This window comes from Streptococcus sp. ELY_86 (genome assembly GCF_058314495.1).
Genome location: NZ_JBZFUK010000004.1, coordinates 26463 through 48018, shown reverse-complemented (window position 1 = coordinate 48018; position 21556 = coordinate 26463). Strand labels below are relative to the sequence as shown.

The 21556-nt window shown below is 42.4% G+C and carries 14 protein-coding genes, 1 tRNA gene and 1 other RNA gene; 9 read left to right on the top strand and 7 right to left on the bottom strand.

What is annotated here, in order from left to right:
* Positions 1-53: 53 nt before the first annotated feature.
* From AC4HAN_RS06895 to AC4HAN_RS06860, 8 genes are all read left to right on the top strand, one after another.
* Positions 54-1997, top strand: coding sequence for an Ig-like domain-containing protein (locus AC4HAN_RS06895; RefSeq protein ID WP_491091852.1), 1944 nt, complete (start codon positions 54-56; stop codon positions 1995-1997).
* Between the two features lie 124 nt (positions 1998-2121).
* Positions 2122-3720 (top strand): Ig-like domain-containing protein, encoded by a 1599-nt coding sequence (locus AC4HAN_RS06890; protein ID WP_491091851.1) that lies wholly within the window; start codon positions 2122-2124, stop codon positions 3718-3720.
* Positions 3721-3863: 143 nt separating this feature from the next.
* Complete coding sequence (locus AC4HAN_RS06885) at positions 3864-5714, top strand: collagen binding domain-containing protein (RefSeq protein ID WP_491091850.1); 1851 nt, start codon at positions 3864-3866, stop codon at positions 5712-5714.
* Between the two features lie 251 nt (positions 5715-5965).
* Positions 5966-6925: a glycosyltransferase PgfS gene (pgfS, locus tag AC4HAN_RS06880; RefSeq protein WP_491091849.1), complete on the top strand. Its 960-nt coding sequence runs from the start codon at positions 5966-5968 to the stop codon at positions 6923-6925.
* Entirely contained in the window at positions 6922-9846 is a 2925-nt protein-coding gene (gene pgfM1 / locus AC4HAN_RS06875; RefSeq protein ID WP_491091848.1) for a glycosyltransferase PgfM1, read from the top strand. The genes pgfS and pgfM1 overlap by 4 nt, the downstream gene beginning before the upstream one ends.
* Positions 9847-9880: 34 nt before the next feature.
* Positions 9881-10897, top strand: coding sequence for a UDP-glucose 4-epimerase GalE (gene galE / locus AC4HAN_RS06870; protein ID WP_491091949.1), 1017 nt, complete (start codon positions 9881-9883; stop codon positions 10895-10897).
* A gap of 181 nt (positions 10898-11078) precedes the next feature.
* Positions 11079-13892 carry a glycosyltransferase PgfM2 gene (gene pgfM2, locus AC4HAN_RS06865; protein ID WP_491091847.1) on the top strand — a complete coding sequence of 938 codons (2814 nt, stop codon included), beginning with the start codon at positions 11079-11081 and terminating at the stop codon, positions 13890-13892.
* A gap of 368 nt (positions 13893-14260) precedes the next feature.
* Positions 14261-15289: a YeiH family protein gene (locus AC4HAN_RS06860; RefSeq protein ID WP_491091846.1), complete on the top strand. Its 1029-nt coding sequence runs from the start codon at positions 14261-14263 to the stop codon at positions 15287-15289.
* A gap of 141 nt (positions 15290-15430) precedes the next feature.
* On the opposite strand, the gene AC4HAN_RS06855 is transcribed toward AC4HAN_RS06860, so the two are convergent.
* The 4 genes from AC4HAN_RS06855 to AC4HAN_RS06840 are packed head-to-tail and all read right to left on the bottom strand — an operon-like array spanning position 15431 to position 18381.
* The gene (locus AC4HAN_RS06855; RefSeq protein WP_491091845.1) at positions 15431-16192 is read right to left on the bottom strand and encodes a hypothetical protein; all 762 of its coding nucleotides are present in this window, start codon (positions 16190-16192) and stop codon (positions 15431-15433) included.
* Entirely contained in the window at positions 16189-17091 is a 903-nt protein-coding gene (locus AC4HAN_RS06850) for an ABC transporter ATP-binding protein (RefSeq protein WP_491091844.1), read from the bottom strand. The genes AC4HAN_RS06855 and AC4HAN_RS06850 overlap by 4 nt, the downstream gene beginning before the upstream one ends.
* Positions 17088-17294 carry a PLDc N-terminal domain-containing protein gene (locus AC4HAN_RS06845; protein ID WP_491091843.1) on the bottom strand — a complete coding sequence of 69 codons (207 nt, stop codon included), beginning with the start codon at positions 17292-17294 and terminating at the stop codon, positions 17088-17090. Before AC4HAN_RS06845 ends, AC4HAN_RS06850 begins: the two co-directional genes overlap by 4 nt.
* A complete protein-coding gene (locus AC4HAN_RS06840; protein WP_491091842.1) occupies positions 17275-18381 on the bottom strand; it encodes a helix-turn-helix domain-containing protein in 1107 nt (368 codons plus the stop codon). Before AC4HAN_RS06840 ends, AC4HAN_RS06845 begins: the two co-directional genes overlap by 20 nt.
* Before the next feature lie 1116 nt (positions 18382-19497).
* On the opposite strand from AC4HAN_RS06840, the gene AC4HAN_RS06835 reads away from it, so the two are divergent.
* Complete coding sequence (locus AC4HAN_RS06835; protein WP_491091948.1) at positions 19498-19596, top strand: type I toxin-antitoxin system Fst family toxin; 99 nt, start codon at positions 19498-19500, stop codon at positions 19594-19596.
* Between the two features lie 335 nt (positions 19597-19931).
* On the opposite strand, the gene AC4HAN_RS06830 is transcribed toward AC4HAN_RS06835, so the two are convergent.
* The 3 genes from AC4HAN_RS06830 to AC4HAN_RS06820 all read right to left on the bottom strand — a co-directional run bounded on the left by AC4HAN_RS06830 (position 19932) and on the right by AC4HAN_RS06820 (position 21531).
* Positions 19932-20004 (bottom strand) — tRNA-Lys (locus AC4HAN_RS06830).
* Positions 20003-20196, bottom strand: a non-coding RNA gene (gene ssrS, locus AC4HAN_RS06825) — 6S RNA. The genes AC4HAN_RS06830 and ssrS overlap by 2 nt, the downstream gene beginning before the upstream one ends.
* A gap of 66 nt (positions 20197-20262) precedes the next feature.
* On the bottom strand, positions 20263-21531 hold the full coding sequence (locus AC4HAN_RS06820) for a replication-associated recombination protein A (RefSeq protein ID WP_491091840.1): 1269 nt from the start codon (positions 21529-21531) through the stop codon (positions 20263-20265).
* Positions 21532-21556 lie beyond the last annotated feature (25 nt).

Here is a 21556-nt window from a genome sequence, read left to right as displayed (position 1 = left end):
TAATGCGTTTTTTAGAATTCTTAATTTTTAATATAATGTGAAAGGAACTTATTATGAAAAAGAAGGGGTTTACTCAGATAATCGTACTTCTTTCTCTGTCTTTGACCTTTGTTTTCGGTGTTTTTGCTGCTAAAAATATCAAAACTCAAGCAGAGGCACGGGATAATGTGATTACTTCTGTAAACATTACAGATGAAAAAGGCCAGCCTTTGGACGGCACTCTTGAGAAGTGGGAAAACTTCCGCCTCAGTGCCAACTTCAGCCTGCCTAATAACACTGTCAAAAAAGGCGACACAACAACTATCGCACTGCCGGAAAAGCTGCGCTTCAATCGCTCAGAAGAGTTTGAGATTAAAGACAAGGACGGCAATACCGTGGCTACGGCTAAGGTTGATGCCGCAAGCAAGACAGCTACGCTGACTTATACAGACTATGCCGAAACGCACTCTGATGTCACAGGCAGTTTCTATTTCAATGTTCTTGTGGATCACACAGTAGTGACACAAAAAGAAACGATCCCTGTCACTATCGAAGTTGAAGGCAAGGTTGTCAATGCCGGCACTGTTGACTTCACAGGTGTCGGAGAAGCAAAAACAAGTGATCTGACCAAGTCCGGCTGGATAGACAGTCAAGGGGTTATCCATTATCAGATCCCAGTTAACCGTTCCGGTAAAAACTTCCCTGCTGCCGTTATTACAGATCTCTTAAAATCATCAGGGGTTACCTATGTTGAAGGCAGCTTTAAGATTGAAAAAGGGACTTGGACTGCCAATGGAAGTGAATGGGAATTCCAAAATGGTACTAATGTCACCGATCAATTCAGCGTTAATTTCCAAGGTGATACCGGCTTTGCGATTAACTTAGGCGATATCGCTGAAACAGACGGCTATCTTATCACTTATGATGCCAAGGTTGATTATAAGCTGAGTGACGGTGAGGTTCTGAACAATACAGCTTCGCTGACATCTAACGGTCAAAAGATAACAGATGTTACCTACGGGCAAACCTACAGAGAATCCGGAGGAACTGCTGAAGGTTACGTTTACTCTATTAAGCTTCACAAGAAAAATAAGGACAATGATCCATTGGCAGGTGCTGTCTTTGTTGTCACTCGTGATGCCAACGGTCAGGTCATTGGAGAATTTACCACAGACGCTGAAGGAAATATCACTGTTCCTGGTTTGCTGAAAGATTCCTACACTATTACAGAAAAAACAGCTCCGGACGGTTACCAGCTCTCAGGTGAAAGCATCAAGATTTCAGAAGAAGACTTTGGCAGCAGCAAGACTGTCACAAAAGATGTTGTCAATGAAAAGATTCCGGAAACCACAACGACAGAGGAAACGACTACAACAACGCAAGCTCCGACGACAACGACAGAGGAGCCTACCACAACGACAGAAGCTCCGACAACGACGACTGAAGAGGCAACCACAACAACAGAAGAGCCAACAACCACTGAGGCTCCCACAACGACAGCTGAAAGCACCACAGCGTCGGAAGAGCCGACAACGACAGAGGCTCCAGCCACTACGACTGAAGGCACAACAACAGCGGCTGAAACGACTACTGAAGCAGTCATTTCTACGACTGAAGGTGCAACCACGACAAGCAACGTTGGTGAAACAACGACACAGAGTGAGTCAACAACAGAAGGGCTCACAACAACAGAAAGTTCAGCAATGACAACAGAAACTCCGACAACTACAGAAATTCCAAGTACCACTGAAAGCCTGACGACAGAAACAGCAGCCACAACCACAGAAGTGCCGGCTACGACTGAGGAAACGACGACAACAGAATCCGACACTACTCAGGCGCCGGCAGCGACCACATCGTCAGCCGGAACGACTTCTAAGCAAGCAAGCGGCAAGAAAAAAGCTGCTTCAAACGGTCTTCCAAGTACCGGCTCAGACAGCGGCTTTGCCTTGTCCTTGCTTGGACTTGTGAGTGTTTCTGCACTGGGAATAGTTTATTATCAAAAGCACTTTAGTTAAGTTTTAGTTCAAAGACTGGTTCTGCTCTTTTAGTCCTTTCGAGCCAGAGCCAGTTTTTGTTAAAATAGAAATTAAATGTTAAAATAGAAAAGGAACTACTTCTTTTAAAAGGAGATAAAAGAAAATGAAAAGATTTTTAAAGTGCTTATTGGCTGTTGCTGCTGTTCTCGGTCTGGTCATAGCGTTCAGCAAGGGGACAAGGGCAGAGGCTAAAACAGTGGATATCACTGTAACCAACTCAAGCCTGTCTCAAGAGAGTATCACAGGTTCCAACACGACAACGATGTCTCTGGACTTCGCCGTTCCAAATGAAGCAGCTGCAGGGGATACAACAACCATTTCGCTGCCCAATGAACTGGCTTTCACCAGAAACCAAAGTTTCAACGTTGCAGCTGCAGATGGAACAACTGTTGCGACAGCTGTCATTGACGCTGCGTCCAAGACCTTGACTATGACCTACAGTGACTATGTCAACACACATGATAATGTGACAGGCACCTTAAACTTTCAAGTAAAAGCTGACACGACTGTTGTTAAGGGAGATACAAACATCCCTGCAAAAGTTCAGGTTGGGGGCGCTGAGATTACAGTCGGCAGCGGCAATATCGGCTACGGTGTCGGTACCGGCGATGCAAACCTTGATTTCTATAAGTACGGTCAAATTGATTACGACAAAAATGAAATCATCTATGTGATCAACGTCAACACCAGCAATTCTTCTGCGTCAAATGTTGTCATCACAGATGAGATGAAGTCAGAAGGTTTGTCTTATATTGATGGCAGCTTTGCTATTCAGACGGGAAATTGGTATAAAAATAACAATAATCAATGGGCTTTAAGCGGTAGGACAGATGTTACTGGAAACTATTCTGCTAATGTGTCCGGCAATTCTTTCACTGTCAATCTGGGAAATATCACTCAGGGCTTTACCATTTCCTATAAAGTTAAAATCGACCGCCCGCTTGTTAATGGTGAAAAAATCCTCAACAAAGCGACAGCTACGTCAACTGAAAACGGCAGCATCAGTTCAGATAATGGGGTTATTTACCAAACAGCCAGCGGTACAGCCAGCGGCTACAACTACAGTCTGACAATTGCCAAGAAAGATAAAGACGGCAATGTTTTGGCAGGTGCAGAATTTACCGTTACCCGCAAATCAACCGGAGAAGTCGTCGGTACGCTTACAACAGATGCTACCGGCTCAGCTACCATCAGCGGATTGCTGAGTGATGAGTATATCATCACGGAAACAAAGGCACCGGACGGTTACAAGCTGGCAGATCCGATCACTGCTAAGGCGGACAATTCGACTGTAGAGATTGTCGATGAGAAAGACTCTCCGGCAACAACCACAACCGAAGAGCCAACGACAACGGAAACTACAACCAAGGCAACAACGACCGAGGAGCCGACCACAACCGAAGAGACGACTTCTACGACTGAAGCGCCATCAACAACTGAAGCAACCACTGAAGGGGCAAGCACGACCGAAAGTGAAACAACGGAAGTGTCTGATGCTACTACCGAAGGTACAACAACAGCCAAGGGTCAGACCACGACTCAGGAAGCGGCTGCAACAACTTCAAGTCAGTCATCTGCTGGGAAGAAAGCTGTTAAACACGGCCTTCCAAGTACCGGTTCAGAAAATAATGTTGCTTTAATAATTCTGGGACTTGCCTTTGTTTCAGGAGCAGGAGTGCTCTACTGCCGCAAACCGCGCTAATATAGGCTAAACAACTCTCAAGGAAGACCGTAAAAGGTCTTCTTTTTATTATTTGTTTTTAATCGAAAATTTAGTGTTGACAAAAAAACGAAAACCGTCTATAATGTGCTTGTAACAATTTTGTTGCAGAAAGGACTAAAAAAATGAAAAGAAAAGGTTTATTAAAACTATTAAAGTTTTTTGGAACCGTTGCCATCATTTTGCCGATGTTTTTCATAGCTTTAACGAAAGCTCAGGCAAGTGATGTCAGCAGTAACATTTCATCGCTGACGGTATCACCGACTGAAATCAACGACGGCGGCAAGACCACTGTCCGCTTTGAGTTTGATGAGCATGCCCAAAACATTAAAGCAGGCGATACCATTACTGTTAACTGGGAAAACTCAGGAACTGTCCGCGGATCAGGTTACAGTAAAACCATTAAGCTGGAAGTTCAAGGCAAGTATGTCGGTGATTTGGTAGTGACGCAAGATAAAGCAGTCGTTACCTTCAATGACGGTATTACTGGATTGCAAAACATCACCGGTTGGGGTGAATTTGAAATCGAAGGCCGGAATTTTACTGACACTACCGAAGCACATACCGGCAGCTTTAGAGTTACCAGCGGCGGCAAGACAGCTGACGTTAGCGTCGTTAAATCTGCTGCGGGAACTACCGGCGTTTTCTACTACAAGACTGGGGATATGCAGACAGACGACACCGATCATGTGCGCTGGTTCTTGAATATCAACAATGAAAGAGCCTATGTAGATGAAGAGGTCCGTGTTGAAGACGAAATTCAGTCTGGTCAAACCTTGGATATGGACAGTTTTGAGATTACTGTAACTGACTATAACAATCAGGTTACATCTTATCGCGGTCAAGGAGGTATTAATCAGCTTGCCCAAAGCGGAGTAATTATTTCAGCGGATCCGGCTACTGGGAAAATCAGCGTCTACATTCCTAAAGATTCCGCTCAGTTAACCAGCTATAGTATCATGTACTTGACTAAAGTTGATGATCCTGATCAAAAAACGTTTGAAAACAACAGTACAGCTTGGTACAAAGAAAATAATAAAGAAGCTGTTCATGGTAAAGAATTTAACCATTCTGTAGCCAATGTTAATGCTGCCGGCGGTGTGGACGGAAAAACAACTACAACCGAAGAATCTACTACCACAACGGAAGAGCCGACGACTACAACCGAAGAACCTACTACTACGACGGAAGAGCCGACGACTACAACTGAAGAACCTACTACCACAGAAGCTCCAACGACAACAGAAGAGCCAACCACAGAGGCTCCAACAACGACAGAAGAGCCAACTACAGAAGCTCCAACAACAACGGAAGCACCGACGACAGAAGAGCCAACTACAGAGGCTCCAACAACAACGGAAGCACCGACGACAGAAGAGCCAACTACAGAGGCTCCAACAACAACGGAAGCACCGACGACAGAAGAGCCAACTACAGAGGCTCCAACAACAACGGAAGCACCGACGACAGAAGAGCCAACCACAGAAGCTCCAACAACAACGGAAGCACCGACAACAGAAGAGCCAACTACAGAAGCTCCAACAACGACGGAAGAACCGACGACGGAAGAGCCAACTACAGAAGCTCCAACAACGACGGAAGAACCGACAACGGAAGAGCCAACTACAGAGGCTCCAACGACAACGGAAGCACCGACAACAGAAGAGCCAACCACAGAAGCTCCAACGACAACGGAAGAACCAACAACGACAGAGGTTCCGGCGACTACAGAAGTATCTTCAGAAACAACAAAAGCTGAAGAAACAACTACTAAAGCTAAAGAACCAGAAAAAACAACGACATCAGCTCCAGCAGGTACACCTTCAAATAAACCTGGTAAGCCATCAGGCAAACAAAGTGCTGGTGCCAAGGGACTTCCAAGCACAGGCGAAGAAAGCGGCACAGTTTTGTCACTTCTGGGTCTTGCAGCTGTCTCAGCGACTGGTCTATTCTATTACCGTAAACATCATAACTGATATTGATTGAAAATAGGATGAAAGAGGCAGGGACAAAAGTCTTTGCCTCTTTGTGTTAGTAAAAAATAGTTTAGAATAGGATCTTGATTACTCCAAATAAGACTTTTCGGTCAGAAAAAGGAAGCTTTCCTGCGGCGGATGATTTGAACGATGGGCTAAAAGGTCTCGAAAAGTCTTTTGAATTATGATAGAATACAATTGGTATTATGCTGTTTTTTGTTCAAAATAGTAATTAACTAGGAAGGGTTTGTATGAAATTATCAATCGTCGTTGCTTTTTACAATGAAGAAAAAATGATTGAAAAAACACATAGCGAAATTTCCAAACAGCTGCAGGAAATGCTTGGAAAAGCTGTTGATGACTATGAATTGGTGTATGTCAACGATGGCAGCAAAGATAGGACTTTAACGCTTATGAGACAGATTGCTGACGGAGATCAGCGGGTCAGATTTATCAGTTTCAGCCGGAATTTCGGGCGCGAAGGCGCTATTTTGTCCGGCTTAAGATATGCGACCGGTGATGCTGTCATGCTGATGGACGGTGATTTGCAGCATCCGCCTGCGCTCATTCCGGATTTTGTGGACGCCTTTAAAGAGGGCTACGATGTAGTCAGCGGTCAAAGAGACCGTCAGGGAGAATCAAGACAAAGTACTTTTTTTGCCAGACTGTTTTACCGCTTCTCCAACCATCTGATGGACGTACAGCTGACAGATGGTATTTCAGAATTCAAACTTTTCAGCCGGAAGGCTGTCAATACGATTTTGTCCCTGCCGGAATACAATCGCTTTTCAAAGGGGATTTTTTCCTGGATCGGCTTTAAGGAAAAGATCATTCCTTACAAAAATCATATTCGCGAAGCCGGCGAGAGTAAGTTTGGTTTCAGACGGTCTCTGAATTATGCTTTTCAAGGGATTATTTCCTTTAATGACAAACCCTTGCGTATCTGTATTCAGTTCGGCTTTGCCTGCATCGGTTTTGCCTTGCTGTATCTGTTAGCCATGTTTATTGCTTATTTTGTGAAGCCTGAGATTTTGGTCAGCGGTTACTTTACGACCTTAGCAGCCATTATTTTGTTCAGCGGTGTCCAGTTGATTTCGATAGGCATTTTGGGCGAATACATCGGCAAGATTTACTATGAAGTGAAACGGCGTCCGCATTATATTGTGGATGAGACTAATATTGAGAAAGCAAAAGAGGATTTAGTCGGATGAGTCACGCAACACGTAAAGAAAAAAAGCAAAGACTGCCTTTCAAAGAAAATAAAAAGGCTCAGGTGCTCCTTTTAAGTGCGCTTCTTCCCATGCTGATTATGCTTGTGGTCTGGATTTTCATGGGTGTTTTTCCTTTTGGCAGAAATACCTTGATGGCTGTTGACTTTGGCCAGCAGTATATCGGCTTGTACGGTTTCTTAAAGCACACCGTTTTGACAGGGGATTGGTCGGGACTTTTCTATTCCTTTTCCAAGTCCATTGGCGGAGCGATGATTGGGGTCTGGGGCTTTAATCTCATCAGTCCTTTTAATCTCTTGTATATTTTGCTGCCTTTAACCCAATTTAAATGGGCGGTCTTTCTGACAATCTGGCTGCGCTACGGAGCGATGGGACTGAGCTTTGCCTATCTTTTGGTCAAACGCTACAAAGCTATGGATTATAATCTGTGGCTGCCGCCTCTTATGGCAACGGCTTATGCCCTGTCGGGCATGATTGTTTCGTATCAGATGAATCCGATCTTTTACGATGCCATGATTATGCTGCCCTTGCTGATTATCTGCTTGGAAGAAGTGATTGATGGCGCTAAGCCCTTCAAATACATCTTTCTTTTGGCTTTGACCATGCTGCTGCATTTTTATATGGGCTACATGATTTGTCTTTTTATTGCTCTGTATACCTGCTATTATGCAGCGCCTCGCCTGGCAGAAAAAGGCGACTGGAAGGTGAGACTGACAGCCTTCTTTTGGCCTGTCTGGCGTGTTGTCTATGCATCTGTTCTGGGAATAGCATCGGTTTTCTTTTTGCTTTATCCCATCTTTTTGAACCTTTTGCGCAGTAAAGGGGCTTATGAAAGTCCAATGACTTTCAACTTTGCCCTGCAGATCAATCCGCTGGATATTTTATCCAAATTGATGATTGGCGGTTTTGACAATGAAACGTCCTGGTCGGCGGGCCCTAATCTGCCCAATATTTATGTGGGTGCTTTGGCTTTGGTTGGTTTCTTTCTCTACTTTGCGCAGGCCAAGGCGCATCAGTTTCGCAAGATTGCTGCCGGCCTTATCAGTGTGATTTTCTTTGTCTCGATTGTCAATGAATTTGCCAGCAAGATCTGGCACATGGGGCAAAATCCGGCCGGTTTCTTCTATCGTTTCTCATGGATTGTTTCTTTCTTTATGGTGCTTTTGGCTTATCAGGCCTTAAGAGAAGAGAAGCGTTTGGGCTGGAAGGGACTGGCGGCAGGAACAGCTCTGAGTTTTGCTTCGGCTTACTATGTTATCCATCACAGTTATACTTATATCGCCAAAAGCCAGCCCAAGGCGGTTACAAGTTTTGTCGGTCATCACAGTTTTTTAACTGGAATTTTGCTTGTGGCTGTCTTTGGAAGTTTGGCTGTTCTTGCTTGGAAACGTCTCAGCCGCTATAAAGAAAGCAGGCTGTTAGCTCTTGCAGCCTGTCTCTTTGCTGTGATTGTGTCCTTTTACCTGCTGAGCAAGGGATTCTTATTAACTCAGGTTTCTTTGACACTTCTCAGCTGGCTTTTAATTCTGATGTATTTTGCTCTGCGTCCGAGAAGCAAGCTGGTTTGGGCCTTTTTAGCGTTCATCACTGCGCTTGAATTGGGCTACAATGCTTACCTGTCACAGGTTACCATGGCCTATGCAGATGCTTATAAGTTTACAGATGTCACGAAAAACATGAAAGAGCTGGCTGATGTCATTAAAAAGAAAAATAAAGCTGGTTTTTATCGAGTAGGTTCAAGTTTTCTTTACTCAAAAAATGATCCTTTCCTTGTTTCTTATCCGGGTCTGAGCAGCTTTAGTTCCAACATGGAAAAATCAACCATCAATCTTTTTAATTCGATGGGAGATGTCGGAGGCAATGCGGCGACTTTTTATGCCAATGGTACGGCTTTGACCGATGCTCTTTATGGTGTTCGCTACTATATTGACCGCAAGGAATATACGGTGACAGATATGAAGCAGCATCCCAACTGGCAGTTCTTCAACCGCAATTCTACCCGTTCAGACCTCAGCGATTATTACAAGCCTATCTATGAAAACAAGCGTTTCACCATTTATGAAAATCCTGATGTCTTTTCAGCGGCCTTTGGGACCAATACGCTGACGCGAAATATTAAGTTTGGCCTTAACAACCCTGTTTCTAATCAAAATATCATTCTCTCATCAATGTCGGGTGCTGAAAAGAAATATTTTGAATACGTCGGTATTCCTAAAATAGAGCTCTTTAATATGCAGGAAGTCAATGAAAACGGCCAGCGGCTTTTCAAACGCATTGATAAAAAGCAGCCCGGCACGGTTAGAATCATCTTTACGCCGCAGACGGACTATACCTATTACTTCCAAGCCCCTTACAGCTTGCGTAAGTCCATGGGAAATATTTCCATCATGCTCAATAACCAGTGGTATCACTATTCGCAAAGCTATGACCAAGTTCAGCTCTGGAACCTGACGGACAGAACACCGGGCAAGGAAATGGTTCTGCAGCTGCAGACCTCGCAGGATGATCAGCTGGATTTGACCAATATGGCGCTCGTCCGCGCTGATCAAAAGTCTATCAAGAAGGTTCTCAATGACCGCCTGAAGCAAAATATGACGGTAACTAAGTGGACAAATACCTTAGTTAAAGGGCATGTCACTATTACTGATAAGAGCAATGTCATGATGACAAGCATCCCCTACAATCCGGGCTGGACAGTCAAGGTAGATGGTAAAAAAGTGAAGACCAGCGAGGCTTGGGAAAGTCTCTTGTCCTTCCCGATTACAAGCGGCAAGCATCAGATTGAAATGTCCTTCCTGCCGCAGGGACTGTTGACAGGGATTACTGTTTCTGTGCTCTCTCTTGCCCTTATTGGTTTTTTAAAGTGGTATGATGGCAGAATGGGAAACGATGAGTTATTTTAAGACGTATGTATCTGGTTAGGAAAAAACGATGCTGATTAAAAAGATTTTGGTAACAGGGGGAGCCGGCTTTATCGGTTCTCACACCTGTGTTGAATTACTTAATCAAGGTTATGACCTTGTTGTTGTTGATAATTTGCTTCATTCAAATCCAAAAAGCCTGAAGGTTATTGAGGACATTACCGGCAAGACTCTCAGCTTTTATCAGACAGATATCAGAGCTAAGGAGCAGCTGGCTGCCATTTTTGAAGCCGAAAAAATTGATGCTGTCATTCATTTTGCCGGACTCAAGGTCGTCAATGAATCAAGCAGCCTGCCTTTGGACTACTATGACAATAATGTCTCGGGGACGGTGACGCTCTTGCAGGTAATGAAGACTTTTGACTGCAAAAATTTGATTTTTTCATCGTCTGCCAGCGTTTACGGCAATGATGCTCCGGTACCAGTGCCTGAGGACTCGCCGCGATCAAGTCTGACGCCTTACGGCCGGACAAAGCTGATGATTGAAGATGTGCTGACAGACTTGGCTGCATCAGATGATAATTGGAATATTGTCATTCTGCGCTATTTCAATCCTGTCGGTGCTCACCCTTCGGGTGATTTGGGAGAAGATCCCAAAGGCAGACCAAACAATCTTATGCCTTATGTGACTCAGGTTGCTCTGGGAAAACTGGAGAAAGTGCAGGTCTTTGGCAGCCAGTATGATACCAAGGACGGAACGGGTGTCCGTGATTATATTCATGTTGTTGATCTGGCCCGCGGCCATGTTGCAGCTATTCAGAAATTAAAAGCTCAGTCGGGTCTTTCTGTCTACAATCTGGGAACCGGCAAAAGCTCTTCTGTTTTGGAAGTCATTCATGAAATGGAGCAGGCGGTCGGTCACTCTATAGCCTATGAAATTACTGACAGACGTCCCGGGGATATTGCGGTTTCTTACGCTGATGCCAGCAAGGCTAAAAAGGAGCTCGGCTGGCAGGCAGAATACGACCTTAAACGCATGTGCGAAGATGCTTGGCGCTGGCAGACGAAGCATCCTAACGGTTTTGAAGAATAAGCGCTTGACGCTTGTTAGCTCTTTAGCAGTATGCTGTTTAAACCTATTTAAGTCAGAAGGCGTGGGGCAAAACCCATGCCCTTCTTTTTAAAGCTAGCCAGGTTTTAAAAGCAGCGTTAACAACGATTCTGAATTATGATACAATGAGAATAATGAGTGAAAAATAAAAAATGGAGATACGATGGTAGCAGGAAAAGAAAAAGATCAGAAAACAGTTAAGGGGGCTGAAACCTATCAGGAATCCCAGCAGCAGCTATCAGCAACCTTCAGCCGCTCCCGGCGCAATATGTCCGAGCAGCAAAAAGAGCTTAACCGACATGATGCAGCAAAAGATAAGGCGGCGCAGTCCCCGCTTAAAGATACGCTGAGTTTTTTAGCAGCTTTTAGTCTGCCGATTGTGGTGATGACAACTGTTTTTGCTGTGATGAAGCTGTATCCTTTTGGTTCAAAGACAATCATGAGCGGTGATTATACCCTGCAGTACATTCCGCTTTACCGCGCCTTGGGGCATGCCTTTAGGCACCTTGATATTGGAGCTCTCTTTTGGTCTTGGCATAAGGGGATGGGTGGTGTGATGCCGCCTGTCTGGGGCTTTAACAGCCTCAGTCCCTTTAGTTTAGCGGTGGGTTTAAGCCCTGCTAAATCCCTTAATTTATCTGTTTTCCTGGTAACAGTGCTGCGGCAGGGATTTGCGGGACTTAGTTTTTACTATTTCCTCCACAAGCGCTATGAAGCCAGCCGCAACAGACTGCTTTCGGTCTGTGTAGCGGCGGTTTATGGCTTGAGCGGTTTTTTGGTTGTGCATCAAGTTAATCCTAACTTTTTGGATAACCTCATCTTACTGCCGCTGTTAATCATTGGTGTGGAAAAGATTCTGGATGGCAAGGTCAGCCTTAAGTATTCTTTGGTTCTGGCTGCGATGTTTGTGGTTCAATTCTACACGGCTTATATGGCAGCGCTCTTTGTTGTGTTTTACAGCTTTTATTACCTCTTGGCTAAGAAAGCTGCCTTTATTTTCAAGATCAAGCAGCTGTTTCGGCTTTTCCTCTATTCCCTTGTGGGAGTCGGTTTGAGTGCTGTCTGGCTGCTGCCGGTCTTTTACGGGCTGCTGGATACCAAAGTAGCAGGAGGACAGCAATATCCTTGGGTCTTTACCTTTCTCTACAATCCGCTCAAACTTTTAATCAAGTTTGTTCCGGGTGCTGCCAGCGGAGAAGAATGGGGAGATTTCAATACGCTGCCGAATTTCTATATCGGTGTCCTTGGCTTTATCGGCCTCTTTAATTTCTTTTGGACGAAGACGATTGACCTGCGAAAGAAAATCAGCAGTTTTGTCTTACTGGCACTTTTACTTGTCGCCTTTTCCAATGCGGCTGTAATTCGTTTCTGGCACATGGGGCAGATGCCGGTTGGCTTTTATTATCGCAATGCCTGGCTGCTCAGCTTTGTGTTCCTGATTTTTACCTACCAAGCTTTTCAAAGGGTGCGTTCTTGGAGCCGCCTGCAGCTGTCACTTACCCTTGTTTTAGTTGTTTTAGCCAATGTCTATGTTTATTTTGCCGTGCAGGAAAAATCTTACCCGCTGGTCACTGTTTGGCAGCAGATCGCCATGCTGCTACTTGCGGTTTTGATTGTGCTGCTCTTTTCATGGCGGTCTGTTAAGAGCTGGCAGCTGTGTCTGCTGCTGCTTTTAAGCATGATTGATATGGGCATCAATGCTAAATTTACGATAGAAAGAAACCTGTGGCACACCCCCAGATCGGTTTTGGAAGCCGAAAGCAAGCAGGAAGCCTTTTATCACAAGCTAAAACTGCCCAAATCAACTTTGGCACGTATGGAAAAAAGCAGTGCCAATACCTGGAATGATTCGCTGACCTATGATTATTACGGCATCAATCATTTTACCTCCAGTGTCGAATACAAAAATTTACAGTTTTTAGGAAATTTAGGGCTTCCTTCCTCAACCGCTATTTCTATGTATACGGGCGGCACACCGCTGACAGATGCGCTGTTTAATCTGCGTTATTTTGTAGACAACGGCATCTGGAGTTATTCGGCAAGAAAAGATTTGAGCAAGTACTATCAGCCCATTCAAACGCTAAAAAATGCCAGACTGTTGGAAAATAAAACCGTGTTTGGTTTAGGATTTTCAGGGGATGCGGCCATGCTGAAAACCAAATTAGATGACAAAGACGCTGCGGCTAATCAAAACAAGATTTACCATGGTCTTTCGGACAATGTGGAAAACGTTTTAGAACCACAGAAGATGGAGATGACACTTGACAATGTCACTTTAATCAATGGTGAAAACGGTCAGCAAATCTACAGACGGACCGCGTCTGAGCGTCCCGGGCTGATCCGCTTCAAGTGGACTCCGGCAGATAACAATGGCTATTATCTGGATTCTGCAAGGATCAAGTCAGACAACCTGTCTCATATCAAATTATCTGTGAACGGCCAGCCTTACACCGTCTTTGACCGGTATCGCAATCCTCAGCTGTGGAATTTAGCTGCTGACAGCAAAGGGCAGGAACAGACTTTTGAAATCCAGCTGACAGATAACAATCCGCTTGATATCGCTGATTTGCAGCTTTATCGTTTTAATGATGACAGTTTCCAAACCTTTGTCAAACAAAAGAAAATCGCTAAGTGGAACCCGAAGAAGGTAAGGTCAAGATCGCTTTCCGGGAGAATCACACAGCCTGAGGGCAAAGATTATTTACTGACGTCTATTCCTTATAATTCCGGCTGGCGCGTGAAAGTTGACGGCAAACGCGTCAAAAGTCAGGAAGTTTGGAACGCTATGCTGGCCTTTAAAGTACCTGCCGGCAAGCACCGCATCGACCTCTATTATGTTCCGCAAGGAATCATTTTAGGCGGACTTGTGACCCTGTTCTCAGCTGTTTTATCCATCAACATCCTGCAAAAAAGCCGCCGTCAAAAGAAACTATCAGAAGAAGAGGACTTCGACTTCGATGAAGACGATTTTGACTGAGCCGTTTGATCTTGGCAGCATCTGTACAGCACGGACAGGCTTAGAGCTTTTTGAGCCGTTGTTGCTTTGAGCAATTCCACAGTCTGATAAAAAAAGCTCAAACAGTTTGTACCAAGCTCTTGGAAAATAATCAAAAGCCTATCACATAGTCATCAAGGATGACCGAGCGATAGGCTTTTAAGGTTAATTTTTTTATGTGCAGCTTTGGTGATATTCAGCGTCGCATAAATAAACCTTGATAAAGATATCGATGTGGAAATTCAAGATCTAATGGTTCTTTTCATTATTTCGGCAGAATCAATCATCATTTTACAGAACGATTGAAAATCAGTATAATAAAAGCTATCTAATGCTGATAAGGAGATTTTATGACGAATCAATTCATGCTTAAATTACCGGGGATTGTTTTGTGTCTTGTTGTTGCCCTGCCTGCTTGGTGGCTGGGGCAGCTCTTTCCAATCGTTGGATCACCTGTATTTGCTATCTTTTTGGGCATGCTGCTGGCTGCTTTTTATCATAGGCGAGAAAAGACAGGAGCAGGCATTGCTTTTACGTCTAAATATATTTTGCAGTTTGCCGTTGTTTTGCTGGGTTTTGGTTTAAATCTGTCACAGGTTTTAAAAGTCGGCGGAATATCGCTGCCTATTATTTTGGCAACTATAACGTCTGCCTTGCTGCTTGCCTTTCTTTTGCAGAGGTGGTTTAAATTGGATGTGAACACAGCAACCTTGGTCGGAGTAGGCTCTTCCATTTGCGGAGGCTCTGCCATTGCGGCAACAGCACCTGTTATTCAAGCTGATGATGACGAAATTGCCCAGTCTATTTCGGTTATTTTCCTCTTTAACATTTTAGCTGCCCTTCTTTTTCCAACTTTAGGCGATGTGCTGGGATTATCAAATCACGGCTTTGCCCTTTTTGCAGGAACAGCAGTTAATGATACTTCATCTGTAACAGCAACGGCCGCAGTCTGGGATGGCTTGCATCATTCAAATACCTTAGATGGTGCAACAATTGTTAAACTGACGCGGACTTTAGCCATTATTCCAATTACTGTTGGGCTGTCTTTTTATCAAATTTATAAAGCTAAAAAAAGCGGTCAGAATCAGCAGCACACGGTCGCAATAAGAAAGGTCTTTCCGCTGTTTATCCTTTATTTCATTTTGGCTTCTGTTGTGACAACTCTCTTGACGGGACTGGGTTTTAACCCCCTTATCTTTGAATCCTTAAAGACACTCTCTAAGTTCTGTATTGTCATGGCAATGAGTGCAATAGGCCTAAATACAAATCTTGCCAAGCTCATCAAAACAGGCGGTCAAGCCATTGCTTTAGGGGCAGCCTGCTGGACAGTCATCACTTTGGTCAGCCTTGCCATGCAGCATTTTCTGGGTATTTGGTGACCTAGAATGCTCAGACAAGAGCGGCTCCCAACGTTGACAAAATAATCAGTTAAAGGTGCACTTTAACAGCTGGTTCATGCCATCTTTATTTGAAATAAATAATTTTAAGAAACTCTGCTATTTTCATTTCTGCAGAAGTCTTCACACCTCAGTCTTTCTAAAAATTAAGGCAGCTGCTGCAATGTTGACAGTAATTAAGGCTGCTGTTATCAAAAGCAATAAGCAGTACTGATGCCAAGAAAAGCTGCTAAGTAAAAGGTTTGTTTGTTTTTGAACAAGCAGCAAAGGATTAAAATCCTTGACAGACTTAATGAAGGTCATTAAAAAAAGCGTAACTGTCACAGCGAGCGTTCCTAGTAAAACGCCGCTGTTTTTCTTAAATAACGACGAAAACAGAAGAATTAAACTAATGAGTAAAAGACCAAAAAGCCAGCTCCCCAGATAGGCTGTTATTTTGTGTGAACCGTTGTTATTAAAGTAATATAAGGTATAGTCGTATTGGACTGCTGATCCGATGGTATAAGTGATGCTCCAAATAAAAGAGAGCATATAAAATTTAGCTAAGATAACTGAGGTCTTTGGAAGTCCTTTTGTAATCAGATTAATGAGCGTGCCTTTTGAGAGTTCCTGAGTCAGTGTATTGCTAAATAAAAACACCAGAATGATAAAACCTAATTGATTGATATTTTTGAAATATTGGGTGTAGGCGTCTATATAAGAGGGTTGGGGAATGGCCTGACTGAGATTTTTAGGTAATAAATTAGCCATAATATCCGGCATCATAAGCGCAGTGAAGGGCCCCAGAATTCCAAAAGAAGCACCGCAGATTATCATAGCCAGTGTTTTATGAGTTCTGGCATTTTCCAGCCATTCTTTTCTGAGCATGGTTAATAGATATTTCATGATGTAACCTCTAAATACAGCTGCTCTAATGAATCATCAACTAATTCTATAAAAGTTGGGAAAATGTGCAGTTTCATTAGCTTTTGGTAAAAGTCCTCTAAGACATCGCTGTTCGCAGCGTTTTTTCTTATGGGAAGATAAACTTTTGTCTTGTTTTCCTGAATTTCAAGTTTATAATAGCCTTGCAAAATGAGCCGCTCTTTTTCGTTGATTTTTAGCAAAACAGTATAATAGGGTTCTGTCATTGCCAAGCTGTTCTGAAGCTGCTTTAGATTTTGAATGGTGTTTTTAGTTAGCACTAATACTTCATCGCAGACTTTTTCAACATCAGATAAGATATGTGTAGAAAATATCACGGTCTTTTTCCCTCTTAAATTTGAAATGATATCCAAAATATCCTGTCTGCCTTTTGGATCAAGGGCACTGGTGGGTTCATCGCAAATGAGTATTTTAGGATTGTGAACAAGTGCCTGAGCCACTCCCAGACGTTGTTTCATGCCTCTGGAGTAGGTAGAAATCAGTTGTTCATTGCCCTTTAAACCAACTTCGTCAAGTAAATCATCTAAATTTTGACATTTGGAACCATAGGTAAGCTCCGAGCACAGTTTAAGATATTCTCCGGCAGTCATATAATCATAAAATTCAGGAACATCAGATAGGTAACCAATAAATTTATTGGTGGGGGTATTTCCAAATTTAACCCTTTCGTTAAAAATATGTATGTTACCAGAATCAATCTTAGTCAACCCCAGAATCATTTTTATGGTGGTTGTTTTTCCAGAGCCGTTCGGCCCGACAAATCCGTAGATTTTGTTTTCTTCCAGAGTCAAAGAAACATTGTTTAAAATACAGTGATTTTTAAAAGATTTATGAACTTGATCAAATGTAATTGCCTTCATGCTTTCTTTCCTTCAGCAATTATAAAGGAGATGGGCCCTATGATATTTATAAATAATATAATCACAGTCCATGCTGCTTTATTTAAGTAGTTAGTCTGTTTGAGTTTGCTCAGCTTAAAAAGTGCAATAATCACTAAAGTGGCTTGCAACACAAACAGCGGAATAATAAAGGGTAAGTACTCACTAGGAATTGTCAGGTTCATTTTGCAGCTCCTTTTTTAAATCTTGAATATCCTTGAGTAAAGACTGGAAGCGGTGATTTTCACTTATTTTGGAAAATACTGGAGCATGAAACATCTCTTCAACGCTAGACATCAACAGTCTTTTATTGGTAGGCGGAATCACGCCCATCGGCAGGGATTCAAGCCAAGGGTCAATAGCGTAAAAAAAGTCATCTCCGTGTAAGTGAAATTGAGTCAAGAGATTTTTGAGACACTGCAGCAGCTTAGATAAAAAGCAGAGAGACTTTTCTTGGTCTGTATCAACAAAATAAACAGCCAAGGTGTAATAACATTTTATCACAGAGTTAGGGTGCAGTTTTTCAAGCTCAAAAAGATTTATAAGGCTAATGAGACGGTTGATGATTTCAGTATTGTTCTCTTTGGTCTCATAACTGATTAACGTTGATAAATACGCAATCATTAACAGAATTTGCTGATAAAGTTCGACTTGTAAGACCTCTTTAGCCTTTGTTATATTACCTTGTAAGGCATAGCTGTTGGCTAACAGCAATTCTTCACCGAGCTTATAGGGGCGGTCTTGGTAAATCTTGATAATATCATCATAATTTCCATTTTGAAACAAAATGACTATCTTTAGCATAATCGCTGATTGAATTTCAGATTCTGCTGAAGCATGGCTGATTATTCTGTTAAGAAGCTCCAAAGACAGCTCCGCAGTATGATTTTTCAAATCTTCATTGTTTAAAAAGTTGTTAATCATGAATTGCACCAGCATGAGCAGAGTCTTGTGATCATTTAAATACTGCTTAGACAGTTTATCAATGTTAGCCAAACTTTGATCAGCTGCAAATTTCTTTTGGCTATTTTTCAAGTCGTTAAAGAGATCGCTTCTTTCTTGGGCTGACAGTTTCATTTTATGACCGATTAAGTCGTCGATGCTGATATTAAATAAATTAGCCATTAAGATGAGATACTGAACATCAGGTGTGGCCTGATTGTTCTCCCACTTGGATATGGTTGCTTTTGTCAAATGTAAATACTCACTCAGCTGTTCTTGCGTAAAATTTATCTTGGTTCGATTTAGGTAGATATTTTTACCAATATTCATAAGATACCCTCCTGCCTTTTATTATAGGGTACCGCTAAGAGAAATTAAAGTTCTTATTTAGAGATATTCATTAACAAAAGTTTCTGCAAAGGAAACTTCTGAATAAATTATGAAACAAAACGGCTATTATGAAAAACTTCATCAAAAAAGCTCCAGTAAAACAGTGCCGGATTTTAAAATATTTGGTTGCAAGGATACAATAACATCGCGAGAAAAAAACGTGGGCAGAGTCCAAAAGGCATAAAGAAAAGCCTGCTATGACAGGCTTTTTCATCATATATATCTATGCCCCCTACAGTCAAAAATAGTTAAAATTTTGTATTAGGAAAGAACAGTAATGGTGATATATCAAGATTTTGTCGTTTATTGATTAGTATTGAGATTTTAAAAGTTGACCAAATTTGAAATTTTAATAGTAATTTTATAATAGTAAATTTGATTTCTGGCTTATAGAGAACATTTTCCAGTTACTGGAAACAGCTAGCAAAAAAAATAATACTAAAAGTTCCTAATTAGCAGTTATAGCTGCTTTTTGCAACAGTGGCATTGAATAATAAGAAAGGATAAGAGGGGAGTAGATATTTAATAGAAAGTTTATCTATATACTTTTAGGTATTACTGCAGTGATTGGTTTGGTAATTTATTTGGTTGTTATTAATGTTAATGGGGGGTATCTGGCTTAGGTAATAGTTTAAATGGTAAGTATTATAAATATGAAGATTCTGATAATATTGTGATTACAGATAGTGATCTTTTGAAAATTACTGGAGAAAAAACAGCATTATATAGGAACTTGGATAAAATTAATGATTCGGATGGTATTGTTATAAGGTAGATACTGAAAATAAAACTATTACTAAAGATGATGGTTATGAGTATTCATACACATTTAAGAATAATGTATTAAGATTTGGTGATTCTATTTATGTGAAAAAATCAGCTGAAAAGTTTAAAAAAGCTAAAAAAATGAAGCATGAAGATTTTGTTTCTCAGGAGATAGATAAGGAATTTGAAAACGACTAGAAAGTGTATATAGCTGTTTTATTGTATATGAAGAATATGATATAATACTAGCGGCACAAATTACACCGCCTTAGAGAGGGGGTGAGTTGCCATATGTGGCATGATTTCTTTATATATATCGTCGCACCGATTACGGTCGGGGTAGTGCATGCACTATTTTCTGAATGGCTGGATAGGAAAGATGACGATTAAGTGCCGCTAGCCCGGGCACAGTATTCGCAACTGTGTAAAAAAAGCCTTAGCTCTGCCAAGCTAGGGCTTTTCCGTTGCCAAATGTTAAGGCACGATTTCTTTATTCGCACTGTTATTGTATCTTTTTATTTTGGTTTTGTCAATTTTTGTTTATTTTTTGGTAGAACTTTTTAAGGATACGACTCCTTACGAGAAACTTATATCCATTTATTAAAAGAAAATAATAAAGTGAGAAGTTTTCTACGGCATTTAGATTAAAAACATGAAAGTTGACCAAAAGTTGACCAAACCAAATAAAAAAAGCCTCAATACTGAGGTTTAGGGTAGGTAAGTTATGCCCCCTACAGGGCTCGAACCTGTGACCCATGGATTAAGAGTCCACTGCTCTACCAACTGAGCTAAGGAGGCAAATGCTGTATTGGCACCGATGATTCACGTTTTGTATTGAACCCGCACACTTAAGCAGGTGGGCAACTCGCTTCTCCTTTAGTTGCTTCCGCGTGAAACGGCCTGCATACTGGAGAATGACTTCTGTTTCCCGATAATACAAAAAAATAGTCGGTCAACACTTGGATGTGAATTCGTATGCCACAGCAATCTTCTTTATTTATGATACCATAATGTTAAAAAATTTCAAGTTAAAAATTTACTTTTTTTACGTCTGCTTTACTTTAGCAGCTCATCAATTTTGTCCTTATTGGCTCCAAGAGCCCGTTCATATTTTCCGGTTTGGTTGGCCATAAAATAATTAGCTTTTTTGATTTTATCCGGCAAATATTGCTGTTTAACCCACTTTTCAGGATAGGCATGCGGGTATTTATAATGCTGGGCATTGCCCAGTTCCTTGCTGCCGGCGTAATGCCCGTCCCGCAGGTGGCGCGGAATGGGGAGATTTCCGTTTTGGTGCAGGTCAGCTATGGCGGCATCAATAGCCTCATAGGCGGAATTGGATTTGGGAGACAAAGCCAGGTCAATAACAGCATTGGCGATTAAAATCCGTGCCTCGGGAAAACCGATCTGCTTGGCAGCTTCAAGGGCTGTTACGGTATGTATCTGAGCATCAGGATTGGCAAGGCCGATGTCTTCGTAAGCGATAACTGTCAGCCGTCTGGCCAAACTGGGCAGGTCTCCTGCTTCAATCAGTCTGGCAGCATAATGGAGACTGGCGTTAACATCGGATCCGCGAATGGATTTTTGCAGGGCGGACAGGATGTCATAATGCCCGTCTCCGTCTTTATCCATGGTAATGTAGCTGCGCTGCAGGCTATTTTCGACAATATCTAAAGTGATGCGGCGCACACCCTTGTCATCTGGCTGAGTAGACATGACGGCTAAGTCGAGTGAATTATAAGCCGACCGCAAATCCCCGTTGGTCGCCAGAGCAATAAAATCAAGAGCATCGTCATCCAGCTTGACATCAAAATCAAATCCGCGTTCCTTATCGGCAATGGCTGCTTTAAGAGCTTGCTTGATATTGTCAGCTGTCAGTGGTTCCAGCTCAAAAATCTGAACCCGGCTTCTGATGGCGGGAGTTACTGAGAAAAAAGGATTCTCAGTTGTTGCGCCGATCATGATAATTTGGCCGTTTTCCAACAGCGGCAGCAAGAAATCCTGTTTAGTTTTGTCTAAGCGGTGGATTTCATCTAAAAGCAGCACCAAACCGCCTGAAAATTTAGCCTCTTCGGCAATTTCCTGCAGGCGTTTTTTAGTATCTGTTGTCGCATTAAAAGTGCGAAAAGCGTATTTTGTGGTTCCGGCAATGGCAGCAGCGATTGATGTCTTGCCGATTCCGGGCGGTCCGTAGAGAATCATTGATGACAGGCGATTGGCAGCGACCATGCGTGCAATAATTTTCCCCTCACCGACCAGATGCTGCTGGCCGATGACTTCTGAAATATCACGCGGGCGCATGCGCAAAGCGAGATTATTAATCATACGTTTCCTTTCTTGGATTTTTTCT

What these genes read in the sequence shown, in the direction of transcription:
- AC4HAN_RS06855 (WP_491091845.1), bottom strand. Translation starts at nt 16,192, where the DNA reads ATGAAATATCTATTAACCATGCTCAGAAAAGAATGGCTGGAAAATGCC.
- AC4HAN_RS06895 (WP_491091852.1), top strand. Translation starts at nt 54, where the DNA reads ATGAAAAAGAAGGGGTTTACTCAGATAATCGTACTTCTTTCTCTGTCT.
- AC4HAN_RS06845 (WP_491091843.1), bottom strand. Translation starts at nt 17,294, where the DNA reads ATGAACCTGACAATTCCTAGTGAGTACTTACCCTTTATTATTCCGCTG.
- AC4HAN_RS06850 (WP_491091844.1), bottom strand. Translation starts at nt 17,091, where the DNA reads ATGAAGGCAATTACATTTGATCAAGTTCATAAATCTTTTAAAAATCAC.
- AC4HAN_RS06820 (WP_491091840.1), bottom strand. Translation starts at nt 21,531, where the DNA reads ATGATTAATAATCTCGCTTTGCGCATGCGCCCGCGTGATATTTCAGAA.
- AC4HAN_RS06890 (WP_491091851.1), top strand. Translation starts at nt 2,122, where the DNA reads ATGAAAAGATTTTTAAAGTGCTTATTGGCTGTTGCTGCTGTTCTCGGT.
- pgfS (WP_491091849.1), top strand. Translation starts at nt 5,966, where the DNA reads ATGAAATTATCAATCGTCGTTGCTTTTTACAATGAAGAAAAAATGATT.
- AC4HAN_RS06860 (WP_491091846.1), top strand. Translation starts at nt 14,261, where the DNA reads ATGACGAATCAATTCATGCTTAAATTACCGGGGATTGTTTTGTGTCTT.
- pgfM1 (WP_491091848.1), top strand. Translation starts at nt 6,922, where the DNA reads ATGAGTCACGCAACACGTAAAGAAAAAAAGCAAAGACTGCCTTTCAAA.
- AC4HAN_RS06840 (WP_491091842.1), bottom strand. Translation starts at nt 18,381, where the DNA reads ATGAATATTGGTAAAAATATCTACCTAAATCGAACCAAGATAAATTTT.
- AC4HAN_RS06885 (WP_491091850.1), top strand. Translation starts at nt 3,864, where the DNA reads ATGAAAAGAAAAGGTTTATTAAAACTATTAAAGTTTTTTGGAACCGTT.
- AC4HAN_RS06835 (WP_491091948.1), top strand. Translation starts at nt 19,498, where the DNA reads ATGTGGCATGATTTCTTTATATATATCGTCGCACCGATTACGGTCGGG.
- pgfM2 (WP_491091847.1), top strand. Translation starts at nt 11,079, where the DNA reads ATGGTAGCAGGAAAAGAAAAAGATCAGAAAACAGTTAAGGGGGCTGAA.